Annotated in this window: 7 protein-coding genes; 4 read left to right on the top strand and 3 right to left on the bottom strand. The window is 64.3% G+C overall.

Going from position 1 to position 15602, the window contains the following annotated elements; all coding sequences use genetic code 11:
• Nucleotides 1-279: 279 nt before the first annotated feature.
• From IPM84_07890 to IPM84_07900, 3 genes are read right to left on the bottom strand one after another with little or no spacing between them, the layout of a single operon-like run.
• Nucleotides 280-606: an SUMF1/EgtB/PvdO family nonheme iron enzyme gene (locus IPM84_07890; protein MBK9092687.1), complete on the bottom strand. Its 327-nt coding sequence runs from the start codon at nt 604-606 to the stop codon at nt 280-282.
• Nucleotides 607-614: 8 nt separating this feature from the next.
• The gene (locus tag IPM84_07895) at nt 615-2804 is read right to left on the bottom strand and encodes an NACHT domain-containing protein (protein MBK9092688.1); all 2190 of its coding nucleotides are present in this window, start codon (nt 2802-2804) and stop codon (nt 615-617) included.
• Nucleotides 2734-2976: a hypothetical protein gene (locus tag IPM84_07900; protein ID MBK9092689.1), complete on the bottom strand. Its 243-nt coding sequence runs from the start codon at nt 2974-2976 to the stop codon at nt 2734-2736. Before IPM84_07900 ends, IPM84_07895 begins: the two co-directional genes overlap by 71 nt.
• Before the next feature lie 647 nt (nt 2977-3623).
• Here IPM84_07900 and IPM84_07905 point away from each other — a divergent pair.
• The 4 genes from IPM84_07905 to IPM84_07920 all read left to right on the top strand — a co-directional run bounded on the left by IPM84_07905 (nt 3624) and on the right by IPM84_07920 (nt 15598).
• Nucleotides 3624-5255 (top strand): acyl-CoA dehydrogenase family protein, encoded by a 1632-nt coding sequence (locus IPM84_07905; protein MBK9092690.1) that lies wholly within the window; start codon nt 3624-3626, stop codon nt 5253-5255.
• 54 nt (nt 5256-5309) lie between these two features.
• Nucleotides 5310-11144, top strand: a complete 5835-nt coding sequence (locus IPM84_07910) for an acyltransferase domain-containing protein (GenBank protein MBK9092691.1) — start codon at nt 5310-5312, stop codon at nt 11142-11144.
• Nucleotides 11084-14437 (top strand): SDR family NAD(P)-dependent oxidoreductase, encoded by a 3354-nt coding sequence (locus IPM84_07915; protein ID MBK9092692.1) that lies wholly within the window; start codon nt 11084-11086, stop codon nt 14435-14437. Before IPM84_07910 ends, IPM84_07915 begins: the two co-directional genes overlap by 61 nt.
• A 237-nt stretch (nt 14438-14674) precedes the next feature.
• Entirely contained in the window at nt 14675-15598 is a 924-nt protein-coding gene (locus tag IPM84_07920; protein ID MBK9092693.1) for a Uma2 family endonuclease, read from the top strand.
• Nucleotides 15599-15602: the final 4 nt, after the last annotated feature.

Consider the following 15602-nt stretch of genomic DNA (forward strand, 5'->3'; position numbering starts at 1 on the left):
GTCGTTGTCCAGAAATTCCGAGTTTAGCAAACACTTGACCACAAAGAACACATAGAACACAAAGAAACGGCAGGATGAGTCGTAAATGGGCGGTCTCTTTGCGCCCTTTGTGTCTTTGCGGTAAAAATTTGGAACTGCCGGCCGTTGTCGAAAGTGGACATCCTTGCGGCGACAGCGAGCTCCCCCCAGACCCCCATCCGCGGTCGTGGCCTGTTTCCCCCACCGCTACGCACGCCCACAGAGCGCAGATCAGAGGTCAGAGCAAACAGAGGCAGAGGTTCAGAGGCCGGGGGCGACCACCCGGAAACCCACATTGCTGTTACGGGCGCCAGGCGGGTCCCCGATACGATAGGCGCAGCGCACGGGGTCAACGTTGGAGACGAAAGAGCCGCCACGCATCACACGATGAACATTTGTTCTACTCTGATCCTCACGCCCGTCGTCGGCCCGATACGGATAGCCAAACTCTGGCTTCTGCCAATCCTCGCCCCACGCGCTGCGCGTCCACTGCCAAACATTACCGGCCATATCGAAGACCTCATAAGGGCTGCGGCCGGCCGCAAAGATGCCTACGGGGCTGGTGTCGCCGATGCCGGTCTCACCCATGTTGCACTTCATAGCGTCGAAGGTATTACCCCACGGCCAGGTGCGGCCATCCGTGCCGCGGGCAGCCTTCTCCCACTCCGCCTCGGTGGGCAGACGCAGCTCACGCCCCTCCTGCCGGCTGCGCCAGGCGCAGTAGGCGTTGGCGTCATCCCAACCGACATACACCACAGGATGATTGCGCAGTTCGATCGGCGCGCGCGGCCCCCGCCAGTGAACCGGCGGCTCGTGGTGGGTCGCCAGGACAAACTCCTCGTACTGCGCATTGGTGACCGGATAGGCGCCGATACGAAAATCACCCACCCAGACCGGATGCGCCGGTTTCTCGTTGTCATTGACGATCGTTGCTCCCCATCGTAAACTCGCCGGCCGGCACGGGCAGCAGCACATCGAAGTCGCGGATCGCCCAACGCGCTGAGCACGGAGCCGGCTTCGGCCCGTTCACGCGGGGTGAGGCGGTCGTGCGTGATGAGATCGGTCAGGCGCTGGCGCACGCGTTCGATCAGCTCAGGGCCGAGCGCGCGCCGCTGCGCGCGGCCCAGGCCAAAGTCCAGCAGCGCCTGTCCGGCCAGCCAGGCCTGCCGCCAGGCCGCATCATCCGCCGGCGGGGTCTTGGGGCACAGTTCGTCCACCAGGAGCAGCGGCTCGTCGCGACCATCCTGTACCTGGATGCCGACCGCCAGGAGGATCACTTCGCGCCAGAAGCTGGCGGTCGCGGCCAGTTTCACGGTCTCGCTCACGAAGTCGCGTTGGCGGCTGAGATGGCAGGCGGCCAGGTATTCCTGGAAGGTGCGATGCGGAAAACGATAGAGCTGGCCCGGCACCACCTCCACTAGCAGGCCCGCACGCTCGTTCATCACCGCCACCACCTGCTCGGCCCAATCCTTGCTCTTCTGCGGGTGCAGATCGGCCAGGGCCGCGACCAGGTCGCTCATGGTCACGTCGGCCGTGGCCTCACGATCGGCCTCTTGCGGCAAATGGGCATGTACGTCGTAGGCCAGGCGCCAGAGCGTTTGCTGCACATCAATGTCCTGCAGACCGGCCTCAGCCAGCAGGCGGCGCCAGGTCGTTTGTCCACCGGCGTCGCCCTTCAGCTTGACCGCCTCCCAGCGCGAGAGCAGCAGGTCAACCACGTCTCGGTAGAGCAGCACACGCGCGTCGGGCAGCTCGTCCCTGCGCGTATGCACCACGGCCATCGTGGTCAGCAGCAGCGGATTGCGCGCCAGCCGGCGTAAGTCCTCACGGCGCACCGCGCGGCTCAGCTTGGCGGCTGAGGTCTGGGCCTCGTCGGGTGTGCGCTCGCGCATCACCGCCAACTGGCGATACCAGGCCGAGATGAAGGCGTCAATCTTCTCCTCGTCCAACGGCGCCAGCTCCACCACTGTGGGCCAGAGGGTGTCGGACAAATGCCAGCGCCTGTCCTGGTAGCTCAAGACGCGGCAGGTCACAACCACGCGCAGGCTTGGGTAGGCGATGGGCAGGTCGTTGATCATCTCTTTGATGCGCCCCAGCACGGCCGCCTGGACAGGCACCTCGTCCAGGCCATCCAGGAGCAAGATGGCGGCGCCGTCCTGCAGATGATCGGTCAAAAACTCAAGGCAGTCGCCCAGGCCATTCTCGCCCAGCCAGGATGCGAGATAGGCGAGCAGCAGGCCGGTTTTCGGTGGGGGATCGGTCGCCTTGCTCAGCCAGGCCGCCAGGTAGCGCAGCGTCACCGGCACAGGCAGCACCTGGCTGGCGTCGGCCGGCCAGGTGGGCAAGCGCTCCAGCCAGCCGCCGCGGGCGTCCAGCGCGGCATTGGCCAGGCAGTAAGCCAGGTGATTGACAAAGGTGGATTTGCCGCCGCCCGGCTCGCCCACCAACACCAGGCGCGGGGTCTGCGCCACGGCCTCCAGCGCGGACCAGGGGCGCTCATCCGGCCGGCCCAGCATCTCCTCCTGGCCGCGCTTACGGCCGGAAGGGTCTTCGGTCGGCACGCGGGTCTTGGTATCGAGCGCCACGTAGACATCGGCCAGCGGCAGGCGTTCTTCCGCCGGCGTCTCCGCGCTGGCCGCCTTGATGTCCACCGCGGTCAGCGGCAAGAAGCGCAGATCGGCCGCGATGCGCTGAAGGTAGCGCCGGCGCTGCTCCTCATACAGCTTGGCGGCCTGGCGACCGCCGGGCGCAGCGTTGGATGGGCGCCGCGCCTCCCGGCACGGCAATCCAGACTGCGGCAACCAATGAGATGGCAAACGCGGCCCAAACCAGCCAGCGCACCGGTTCGAGCGTTTCCTGCAGATCGGCAGCCACCCAGTTGGCGGCCAGGTTGCCGATCGCCAGGATCAGCGCAATCAGGGCGGGTAGCAGCCAGGGACGTGATGGGCGAGTGGTCATGGTGGGATTCCTCCTTCATGGGCAGGTGCAGAGTGCACGCGGGAAATTGTACGCCACAAGCGCCGAAACATCAAACCGGCGCGCAACTCGTCTCCAGTCAACGCAGGTTGGATTGGTCACGCGTTGCCGCGACTGGCAGTCGCCTGCTCTGCACCGCGCAAAGTTGACAGGACACGCCGCCTGCATAGAATGACCCAACCGCTGACTGACCTGAAAATATCCTGACGCAAAGAAGCAAAGACGCAAAGGCATTTTCATGCACGATTGTGCCCCCTGGCATGGAAACTGACCTGAAAATAGCCCTGTGGCGCAATCCGCCGGATTGCAGCGCCCGCGCCACGGAGGCAAGCCGGCGGCTTGCGTCACATTTTCATGCACGGTTGTGCGCCCGGCGCATGGGCAACTGACCTGGCCTGAACATACGCCGAACGAGTTCGGCACTCCGGACGCTCCGGAGTCCTCGACTTGTCGAAAAGTGACGCGTTGCGCCATAGGAGGTCATGAAATCGGCCAACGCATTATGATATGGCGCATATGACCGCCGTGACTCGACGCCTATAATCCTGCTTGTTCAATTTGTCACAGGCATGGCACAGATTGCGCCCGTGCCCTGAGGATAGTGAGTTAAATTTAGGAGGAACCATTCGATGGCCGGACTGGATACCCAAACCCTCAACATGGTGTTGTCCACGCTGCAAAAGTATGCGGAGCGTGAGCTGACCAATGCCTACTTGCTTGAGCTTGACTACAAGGACGAATTCCCTCATGCCGTTCTGGAAGCGCTCTATGGCGACGTGGGCCTGCATCTCCTCTTCATCCCCGAAGAGTTCGATGGCATGGGCGGCGGCGCCTATGACATCTACCGTGTCTCCGAGGTCATGGCCAGCATTGACCTGGGCATCGCGACCGGGGTGCTGGCCACTTTCCTGGGCAGCGACCCCATCACGGTGGGCGGCACGCCAGAGCAGAAAACCTACTGGATGGGCCGCATCGCGAACGAGGGTCTGCTGGTGGCCTATGGCGCGACCGAACCGCAGGCTGGCAGCGATCTCGGCTCGCTCAAAACCAAGGCCGAGCCGGTGATCGAAGACGGCAAGGTGACCGGTTATCGCATCACCGGCCGCAAGCAGTGGATCAGCAACGGCGGCGTCGCCAAAGTCTACACGATCCTGGCCAATGCGCCAGGCGGCGCAACCTGGTTTGTGGTGGAGCATGACGCCGAAGGCTTCACCAAGGGCAAACCGGAGGACAAGCACGGCATTCGCGCCAGCAACACGGCGGCGCTCTTCCTGGATAATGTGTATGTGCCAGCCGACCGCCTGGTGGGCGGGGTGGAAGGTCAGGGGTTGATCCAGGCGCAGGCGGTCTTTGGCTACACCCGCCTGATGGTGGCCGCGTTCGGTTTGGGCGGCGGCTGGGCCGCGCTCAAACGCACCATTCCCTACTCGCAGGTGCGCATTCAGGGCGGCGCGCCGCTCAGCCAGAAGCAGGGCTATACCCACAAGCTGATCGTGCCCAATGCGGTGCGCCTGGAAGCGGCTCGTGCCTACATCGAATGGACAGCCGAACGCCTCGATGGCGGCGAACCCGACCTGCAGACCGAAGGCGCGGTGGCGAAGTACCTGGCGACCGAGGCCGGCAATAAGGCGGCCGAAGATGCGATCCAGGCGCACGGCGGCTACGGCTACACCAAGGAATACATGGTGGAAAAGATCAAGCGCGATGTCAAGATCACCACCATCTACGAAGGCACCTCGGAAATCATGGAATGGACGATTGCCCGCGACCGCTGGCAGTTGCACCTGAAGACCCGCGGCGCCTACTACAACGACTGGGCTGCGCGCCTGGACAAAATTCAGCGCACTGAGCCGAACAACGGCGCAGGGACGGCCGCCCTGGCCCTGCGCGCGCTGGCCGTGGTGTTGGAACGCTGCCGCGTTGACCGCCTGACACGCAATCAGCACATCCTCTTTCGCCTGGGTGAATTGATCGCCTACGCGGAGACGGCCGCCATCTTCGCCGAGCGGGTGCAGTCGCATCCCACCACGGCTATCCCGCTGGATGTGACGACCCGCCAGGCCATGGCCCGTATCCATGCGCGTGACGCGGCGCTCAAGGTGGCGGATGACGGCTTGCGCTGGACCATCGGCGCGGGGCAGACCGACCCCAACCTGGCCGGATCGCTCAATTTGCCAGGCATCTACCAGGCGCAGGCGGGGCTGATCGAGGACATGGATTTCGTCAGCAAGAAGCTCAACGAGGCGTTTCCGGCCGCGTAAAGCAAGTAGGGCGGCGAGTGATGAAGCTCGCCGCTGGCATGAGGAGTACGACTTATGGAACAAACCGCAGACCGTGCCATTGCGGTGGTGGGCGTAGGCGCCGTCTTGCCAGATGCGCTGAACGCCCCCGCGTTTTGGAAAAATATCCGCACCAAGCGCTACAGCATCACCGACGTGCCGCCGGAGCGCTGGAGCGTAGCCGATTATTATGACCCTGACCCCGGCGCACCCGACAAGACCTACAGCAAAATTGGCGCCTGGGTGCGTGGGTTTCAGTTCGATTGGAAGCAATTTCGTATCCCGCCCAAAGTGGCCGCAGCCATAGACGGGAGTCAGCAATGGGCGCTGGCCACGGCCGCGGAGGCCCTGGCCGACTATGGCTATCCCAAGCGACCGCTGAATACGGAGCGCACAGGCGTTATCCTGGGCACCGCCATGGGCGGCGAGCTGCATTACTTCACCGCGCTGCGCATTTTCTTCCCCGAATATGCGCACGCCCTGGAAAATACCGTCGCGTTCAGGCAATTGCCAGCCGACGTGCGCGCGGCGTTGATGGCCGAAGCACGCGAGATGGTGCAGGAGCGCTTCCCCAATATAACCGAAGACACGATGCCCGGCGAGTTGGCCAACATCGTGGCCGGTCGCATCGCCAACGTCTTCAACCTGCGCGGGCCGAGCTTTATCGCCGACGCGGCTTGCGCGTCCACCTTTGCCGCGGTCGAAGCGGCTGTGGAAAACCTCATCAATTTCCGCTGCGATGCGGTGCTGACGGGCGGTGTGGACCGCAACATGGGGCCAACCACGTTCGTGAAATTCAGCAAAATCGGTGCGCTCAGCGCGACCGGCAGCCGGCCGTTCGGCGATGGCGCCGATGGCTTTGTGATGGGCGAAGGCGCGGCCGCGTTTCTCCTCAAACGTTTGAGCGATGCCGAACGCGATGGCGACAAGATCTATGCCGTCATTCGCGGCGTCGGCGGTTCCAGCGATGGCAGGGGCAAAGGCATCACGGCCCCCAACCCGATCGGCCAGCAGTTAGCCACGCAGCGGGCCTGGGAAAACGCCGGGCTGGATCCGGCCAGCGCCACCCTGGTCGAGGCGCACGGCACCAGCACCAAGGTGGGTGACGTGGTGGAAGTGGAAAGCCTGGCCACCATCTTCGGCAACGCGCCGCGCGGCAGCATCGCCCTGGGGTCGGCCAAGAGCAACATCGGCCACCTGAAGGCAGGCGCCGGCGCGGCCGGTCTGCTGAAGGCGGTGATGGCGGTGTATGACAAGGTACTGCCGCCCACGCTCAACGCGCAAAAACCGAACCCCAACCTCAACTTTGATCAGATGCCGTTCTTCGTCAATCATGATCTGCAGGAGTGGAAACAGCCAGCCCAGGGCCCACGGCGGGCGGGGGTCAGCGCGTATGGCTTTGGCGGCACCAATTTCCATGTGGTGGTGGAAGAGCACGTGCCGGGCGCGCTGGCTCGTGAGATAGCAACCTATGCGGGAGTGACTATCCCCGGCGCCAAAACAGCGCCGGCCTCGCCACCTGCCACCCTGCCTGTCACCCTCAGCGCGTCAACCAAGGCGCCGCTGCGCGGCATTCTGGCTGTGGGCGCGGCGTCGCCCGTCGAGCTGAAAGACAAACTGGACGCAATCTGGGGCCGCGTGGAAGACGGCTGGATGCCGCCCGTGGCGCCGCCGACCGCGGCTGATCTGGCCGCCAACGAGCGCCTGGTGATTGACTTTGGCACGCCTGATGAACTGCTCGACCGGCTAGGCAATGCGCGCAAAGCGGCCGGTTTTGGCAACGCCGCGGCCTGGAAGGCCCTGCAAGGTCGGGGCATCTTCCGCGGCAGCGGCCCCAAGCCAGGCAAGGTGGCCTTCCTCTTCCCCGGTCAGGGCAGCCAGTACGCGAACATGGGGCGCGAACTGGCCGCGGCTGATCCGGTGGTGGCCGAAGTGTTTGCCGAAGGTGACCGCGTGATGACGCCGATCCTGGGCAAGCCGCTGACCGATTTCATCTTCGTCAACGGCGACGACCCGCAGGCCATGAAGCGTGTGGAGCGCGATCTGATGCAGACCGCCATCACGCAGCCGGCCATGCTGACGATTGACACCGCGATCTACAAACTGCTGGCAACCTACGGCCAATACCCCGACATGGTCATGGGGCACTCCCTGGGCGAATATGGCGCGCTGATTGCCGCGGGCATCATGCCCTTTGCCGATGCGCTGGAGGCAGCCGCGGCGCGTGGCAGCGAAATGACCAAGGTCAGCATGGGCGACAACGGCTGGATGGCCGCGGTCATGGCGCCTTACAAGATGATCGAAGAGACGCTGCCGAAAATCAAGGGCTATGTGGTCGCGGCCAACATCAACAGCTACAACCAATCGGTGATTGGCGGCGAGAGCAAGGCGGTTGAGGAGGCGATCGGCCTCTTCAACGGCATGGGCTACCAGGCTGTGCGCCTGCCGGTGAGCCACGCCTTCCACACGCGCATCGTGGCCCCGGCCAGCAAGCCGCTGCGTCAGGTGCTCAATCGCCTGCGCATCTCCCTGCCGCTCCTACCACTGGTGGGCAACGTCTATGGTGAGTTCTATCCCAACGATGTCGAAGGCATCAAGGATCTGCTCGAACTGCAGATCGCTTCGCCGGTGCAGTGGATCAAGGGCCTGGAAACGCTGTACGCGGCCGGCGTGCGTACCTTCGTCGAAGTCGGCGCCAAGAAGGCGCTCAAGGGCCTGGTAGACGATGTCCTGGGCAGCAAGCCCGATGTCGTCTCGCTTTTCACCAATCACCCCAAGACCGGCGAGCTGCCGAGCTTCAACCAGGCGCTGTGCGGCCTTTACGCCGCCGGCTACGGCTTGACCGCCAGCCAACCGGCCTGGGAAATCAAGCCGCCGCCGTCGCAAGCCGCGGCAGCCCCTTCAACACCAACTCCGGCGTCGTCGGTCAGTGCGATAGCAGCCCCCTCTGCGCCTGTCGCTGCCGCGACCATGCCAGCCGAACAGGATTTTGCCATGCCAAACCTGCCGTCCCTACCTCCGGCACAAGCCTTTCAGATGATGGGTCAGATGTTTGCCCAGATGATGCAAACGATGGCCCAGCCGGCGCCCAAGACATTCGACCGCAACGACGTGCCGCAAGGCTCCATCGTGATCAGCGGCACCGGCCTGGGTCTGCCCGGCGTCAACAAAGCCGTCATGGACCCTGACAATGCGCTGCGCATCCTGCGTGGCGAGCAGTTTGTGGACCTGATCCCAGAGCGCTACCGCCGCCTGATCGCCGAGAAGCACGTCACCCGTGTGGTCAAGGCCGCAGATGGCAGCGGCAGCTTCGAGACGATTACCGATTCGGGCGATGTGATCAAACTGGCCGGCCGCGCCGGCGCCTTCGATCTCAGTGAAGAGTACGGCATCTCCGACAAACTGGTCGAGGCGCTGGACATCACCACGCAGTTGGCGATGGCCGCCGGCCTGGACGCGCTGCGCGAGGCCGGCCTTCCCCTGGTTCAGACCTGGAAGCGCACGAGCACCGGCCGCTTCCTGCCTGATCGCTGGATGCTGCCGGACAGTCTGCGCGACGAAACCGGTGTCGTCTTTGCCAGCGCGTTCCCCGGCGGCGACCGTTTCGCTGACGAGATGAAGCGCTACTACGTCTGGCAGGAACGCCTGCACCATCTGGAGATGCTGCAAAGCGTGCGTGGCGCCATCACCGAAAGCCAGGCCCTGCTGGAAGTGGACCGACGCATCAACGCGGTGCGTGACGACCTGGCGCGTGAGCCGTACGCCTTCGACCGTCGCTTCCTCTTCCGCATTCTGTCCATGGGCCACAGCCAGTTCGCCGAGTACATCGGTGCGCGCGGCCCCAATACCCAGGTCAACGCCGCGTGCGCAAGCACCGCGCAAGGCGTGTCCATCGCCGAGGACTGGATTCGCAGCGGCCGCTGCCGCCGCGTGATCGTGATCGGCGCGGACAATGTGACCGGCGACAACCTGATGGAATGGGTGGGCGCTGGCTTCCTGGCGACCGGCGCGGCTGCCACCGATGCCAAGGTGGAAGAAGCCGCCTTGCCCTTCGACCGCCGTCGCCATGGCACCCTGATGGGTATGGGCGCGTGCGCGTTGGTGATCGAAAGCGAAGACACCGTGCGCGAGCGCGGCATGCGCGGCATCGTCGAACTACTGAGCAGCGAGACCAGCAACAGCGCCTTCCACGGCACCCGCCTTGATGTGGATCACATTGCGATGGTGATGAACAACCTGGTGACGGCGGCCGAGCGCCGCTTCGGCGTGGATCGCCGCACGATGGCGCCGCAGATGGTCTTCATGTCGCATGAGACCTTTACGCCGGCCCGTGGCGGCAGCGCCGCGGCCGAGGTCATCGCCCTGCGCAGCACCTTTGGCGATGTCACCAACCAGATCATCATGGCCAACACCAAGGGCTTCACCGGTCATCCGATGGGCGTTGGCGTCGAGGACGTGATTGCGGTCAAAATCCTGGAATACGGCATTGTGCCGCCGGTGCCCAACTTCAAAGAAGTGGACCCCGACCTGGGCATGCTCAATCTCAGCCGCGGCGGCCGCTACCCGGTGCAGTACGCGCTGCACCTCGCGGCCGGCTTCGGCTCGCAGGTTGCGATGACCCTGACACGACGCATCCCCGGCGCGCTGGATCGCACCGACAACAAGGCGCTTTACCAGCGTTGGCTGGAAGATATCAGCGGTTACGATCGCGCGGAAACAGACGTGATCAAACGTGTGCTGCGCATCCGCAGTGAAGCGGCCCCCACTCGCCAGCCGGCGCCGAGTACCTGGCGCACAGGCACCGGGCCAACCGTGCGCGCCCTGGCCGCTGGCGATGGCGCCGGCGTGACCCACCTGCTGCCTACACCGATGGTGCTCCCGACCCTTGCTTCACCGGCGCCCCAAGTCATTGCGGCCCCAGCCGCGATGACGGCCCCGCCGGCCCCGCCAACATCGCTGGCTCCCGCTCCTGCACCCGTGGAGACTCCTGCACCGGCGCCGACTCCGGTAACCGGCCAGCGCTCGACCCTCGAGCCGCCGTGGCCCGCGGCACGCGCGGGGGAAGACCGGAGACCGGAGATTGGAGATCAGGTCACGGGGCGGGGGACGATGGCAGCGTCTGCGAGTGTCGCGGCGCCGAAACCGGTCTCTGATCTCGGATCTCAGGTTGTCAACAAGGTACTGGCGATCGTGGCCGAGAAGACCGGCTATCCGAGCGACATGCTCGACCTGGAGCTTGACCTGGAAGCCGACCTGGGCATTGATACCGTCAAGCAGGCCGAGACTTTCGCGGCTGTGCGCGAGGCCTTCGACATCCCCCGGCGCGACGACGTGAAGCTGCGTGATTATCCGACACTGAAGCGGGTGGTGGATTTCGTGCTCGAGAGCCGGCCGGAGTTGAGAGGAGAACAGAGAACAGAGACCAGAGATCAGGTCACGGGGCGGGGGACGATGGCAGCGTCTGCGAGTGTCGCGGCGCCGAAACCGGTCTCCGGTCTCGGATCTCAGGTGACTGAGAAGGTGCTGGCGATCGTGGCCGACAAGACCGGCTATCCGCAGGACATGCTCGACCTGGAGCTGGACCTGGAAGCCGACCTGGGCATTGATACCGTCAAGCAGGCCGAGACTTTCGCGGCTGTGCGCGAGGCCTTCGACATCCCCCGGCGCGATGACGTGAAGCTGCGCGATTACCCGACGCTCAAACGGGTAGTGGATTTCGTGGCGCCAGAGGGCGGGCCGGAGCCAGAGAGGAGAAGCACGGGGGGGGAGGGGAACAGAGACCGAGAGATCAGGTCACGGGGCGGGGGACGATGGCAGCGTCTGCGAGTGTCGCGGCGCCGAAACCGGTCTCCGGTCTCGGATCTCAGGTGACTGAGAAGGTGCTGGCGATCGTGGCCGAGAAGACAGGCTATCCGCAGGACATGCTCGACCTGGAGCTTGACATGGAGGCCGATCTGGGCATTGACACCGTCAAGCAGGCCGAGACTTTCGCGGCTGTGCGCGAGGCCTTCGACATCCCCCGGCGCGATGACGTGAAGCTGCGCGATTACCCGACGCTGAAGCGGGTGGTGGATTTCGTGCTTGAGAGCCGGCCGGAGCTGAGAGGAGAACAGAGAACAGAGACCAGAGATCGGGTCACGGGGCAGGGAATGGCGGCAGCGTCTGCGAGTGTCGCGGCGCTGAAACCGGTCTCCGGTCTCGGATCTCAGGTGACTGAAAAGGTGCTGGCGGTGGTCGCGGAAAAGACCGGCTATCCGCAGGACATGCTCGACCTGGAGCTTGACATGGAGGCGGACCTGGGCATTGACACCGTCAAGCAGGCCGAAACCTTTGCGGCGATCCGGCAGGCGTTCGACATCCCGCGGCGCGATGACGTGAAGCTGCGCGATTACCCCACGCTGGCGAGTGTGATTCAGTTCGTGCTATCGAATCGGCCGGAGTTGGCAGGAGAACAGAGAGCGGAGGACCGGAGACCGGAGATTGGAGATCGGGTCACGGGGCAGGGAATGGCGGCAGCGTCTGCGAGTGTCGCGGCGCTGAAACCGGTCTCTGGTCTCGGATCTCTGGTAACTGAGAAGCCGATCTCCGGTCTCGGATCTCCGGTAACGGCCAAAGTGGTGGTGAAGACCTACGGCACGCTGGAAGAATCGGAAAAGGCGCCGCGGCGGGTGGTGGCGCCGGCGGTGCGTCCGGGGCTGGAGTTTTGCAAGCCGACCGGTGTGCTGCTCAATGCGAGTAGTCGCGTCGTGGTGATGATGGACAAGGGCGGCGTGGGCAAGGCGCTGGTTGGCCGCTTGCAGAAGCGGGGCGTGACGACCCTCATAGTGGAGGAAGCGCTGGAGATGGAAGCGCTCGTCGGGCAGTTGCAGAACTGGCTGGCGGCCGGCCCCATCCAGGGCGTCTACTGGCTGCCCGCTCTCGATGTGGAGCCGGGGCTGGAGGAGATGGACCTGGCAACCTGGCGCGAAGCCAACCGGATGCGCGTCAAGAACCTCTACGCCACGATGCGCACGTTGTTCGACGCGGTGAGCGGCCCGACCAACTTTCTGGTCGCGGGCGTGCGCCTGGGCGGATTGCACGGCTACGGTTCTGAGGGTGCGCTGGCGCCACTCGGCGGCGGCGTCGTCGGTTTCAGCAAGGCCTTCAAGCGCGAGCGTGAGCAAGTCCTGGTCAAGGCCGTGGACTTCGACGCCGGTCGCAAGACGGTGGAGCCGGCTGAGGCGCTGATCGCGGAAACGCTGAGCGATCCGGGCGTGATCGAGGTGGGCTACAAGGATGGCCTGCGCTACTCGCCGACTCTGCGGGTGCTCCCGGCCAGGGATGGCAGCGCTGGTCTGACTCTGGGCAAGGAGACCGTCTTCGTGGTGACGGGCGCGGCCGGTGGCATCACCAGCGCCATCACGACCGACCTGGCGGTGGCAAGCGAGGGCATCTTCTATCTGCTGGACGTGGTGCCGCCGCCGCAGCGGGATGATGAAGACATTCGCCTGTTCCGCAGCGACAAGGAAGCGCTGAAGAAGGCGCTGATCGAACGCGCACGCGCGGCCGGCAAGAAGCCGACACCGGTGGAGATTGACAAACAGATCATCGCCATCGAACGCAACGAAGCGGCCCTGCGTGCCATCGAGACCGTGGAAGCGGCCGGCGGCACAGTGTACTACCACAGCATCAACCTGCTGAATGGGGAGTCAGTGGCCGCGGTGATCGAGGACATTCGTCGGCGCTACGGTCGCATTGATGTCATCCTGCATGCGGGCGGTCTGCTGATTGATCGTCCGCTGCCGGACAAGGAGCCGAGCCAGTTTGCCCTGGTCTACGATGTCAAGGCGGACGGGTTCTTCAACCTGCTCAAGGCCGCGACCGGGATGCCGATTGGCGCGACGGTAGTCTTTAGTTCGGTGGCAGGTCGTTTCGGCAACGCCGCGCAGAGCGACTACAGTGCGGCCAACGACCTGTTGTGTAAGATCAGCAGCAGCATGAAGGCCTGGCGGCCGCAGACGCGTGGCATCGCCCTGGACTGGACCGCCTGGGGCAGCATTGGCATGGCCACACGTGGCTCGGTGCCGAAGATCATGGAGATGCTGGGCATTGACATGCTGCCGCCAGAGGTGGGCGTGCCCACGATCCGTCGTGAACTGACCTACAGCGGGTTCAAGGGCGAGATCGTGGTCGGCCGACGGCTGGGCGCGTTGATGAGCGAGCAAGATGTCACCGGCGGGCTGGACACGGACAAGGTCAAGGCCCTGCTGGCGAGTCGCGAACGCCCACTGCCCATGATTGGCGCGGTCAAGGCGGCGCGACTGTACGGCGGGCTGGAGGTGGAGACCACACTCGACCCGCAGATACAGCCCTTCCTGTTCGATCATCAGATTGACGGTACCCCGGTGCTGCCCGGCGTGATGGGCACAGAGAGCTTCGCCGAGCTGGCGACGCTGCTCTTCCCCGGCTACCGGGTGGCAGCCATCGAGAATGAGCAGTTCCTGGCGCCGTTCAAGTTCTTCCGCCATCTGCCGCGCACGTTGTACCTGGAGGCAACCACCAGCGCCGGCGCCAACGGCGAGATCGTGGCGCACACCACGCTGACCGGCATCGTCCCCGCGCCCAAGCCGGAGCTGCCGCCGCAGGTCAAGGTACACTTCACAGCCGATGTGCGGCTGACGACGACGGATCTCGATCAACCGACGGCCAGCCTGCCTGGGCCAATGGGCAAGACCGTGAGCGCAGGCGACATCTACAAGATCTACTTCCACGGCCCGGCCTACCAGGTGTTGGATCAAGTCGGTATGGTGGGCAGCACGGTGGTGGGCCTGATGGCAGGCAACCTGCCGGCGAATACGTCGCCATCCGCGGCGGAAACGCTGATGGCGCCACGGCTGATCGAGTTCTGCTTCCAGACCGCGGGCATCTGGGAATTGGCGACGACCGGCGCCATGGCGCTGCCCATGGCGATCGGACGGGTAACCACCTATCGGCAGCCAGAGCAGGCCAGCGGCCAACGACTGTTCGCCCTGGTGACGCCGGTGGCTGGCGGCACGTCCTTCGACGCCGTCGTCGTGGACGAGACCGGTAACGTCTACGTTCAGATGACCGGCTACCAAACCGTGCGCATGCCGGGCAGCGTCAGCGCTGATCTGCTGGCGCCGCTGCAGGCCATTCTGGCATAAGCATCGAAGCGGGTGCAGGGGTGAAAAGACTTCCGAAGTCTGTGAGACTTCGGAAGTCTGACTTCGACACCCCTGCACCCGCAAAAGGGATTGACGATTGGCGATAGCGGGGCTATACTGTAGCCGCACGGCAAACGCACGATCGTCAAGAGGTGGCGTCATGCACCGCCGAGCACAATCTGCACCAGGCAGCACGCTGCCAAGCGGAGAGGGATCATGCAACAGACGGCTGAAGTGATGACCAGGACAGAAACGCCGACGCCCACGAATGGGGATGGCGGCGGGGATGGCTACGGGGATGGCTATGGAAATGGCTATGGAAATGGCTATGGAAATGGCACTAAGCTCATTTGGGTTCCCTCCCGTTCGCGGCCAGGCCTTCGCAATCGTACACTCCTCGATCTCCTGAGAACCCATGGAGATCTGCTGGAATTGCCGACAGAGGATGGTGAACCCTTGGAAACTCCCTGGCACCTGGCCCAAATCGCCTTTTTCCTTGAACTCATTCATTACGCCTGGCGTGAGCGCAACGACTTCTACGCCGGCGGCAACATGTTCATCTACTACAGCCTGGCGCAAGTGCGCAACCGGGACTACAAAGGGCCAGATTTCTACGTCGTGCTCGACGTGGATGGCTCGGTCGGGCGCGAGGCCTGGGTGGTCTGGGAGGAAAACGGTCGCTATCCCAATTTCATCTTCGAGCTGATGTCGGTTTCGACACGCCAGAACGACCTGACGACCAAGAAGGACCTGTACGCGCACACCTTCCACACGCAGGATTACTTCTGCTACGATCCAGAAACGAAGGCGCTCATGGGCTGGCATTTGCAGGGCGATGACTATGTGGCGCTGCTCCCCAACGCCCAGGGCTGGCTCTGGAGTGAGGCCCTCAAGATGTGGATTGGTAAATGGCACGGCCGCAACCACGCGCTCGACACCGCCTGGTTGCGCTTCTACACCGCGGATGGCGAGCTTGTCCTCCGTCACGATGAAGTCGAGCAGCAGCGGGCTGAGGCGGAGCGGCAGCGGGCTGAGGCGGAGCGGCAGCGGGCTGAGGCGGAGCGGCAGCGGGCTGAGGCGGCCGAAGCGCGCCTGGCACGCTTACAAATGCGTTTGCAGGCGCTGGGCATCAGCGCCGGAGACAACGGCACTGACGTATGATTGA

Source organism: Candidatus Amarolinea dominans (genome assembly GCA_016719785.1).
In the GTDB taxonomy this organism is placed as follows: Bacteria; Chloroflexota; Anaerolineae; order SSC4; family Amarolineaceae; genus Amarolinea; species Amarolinea dominans.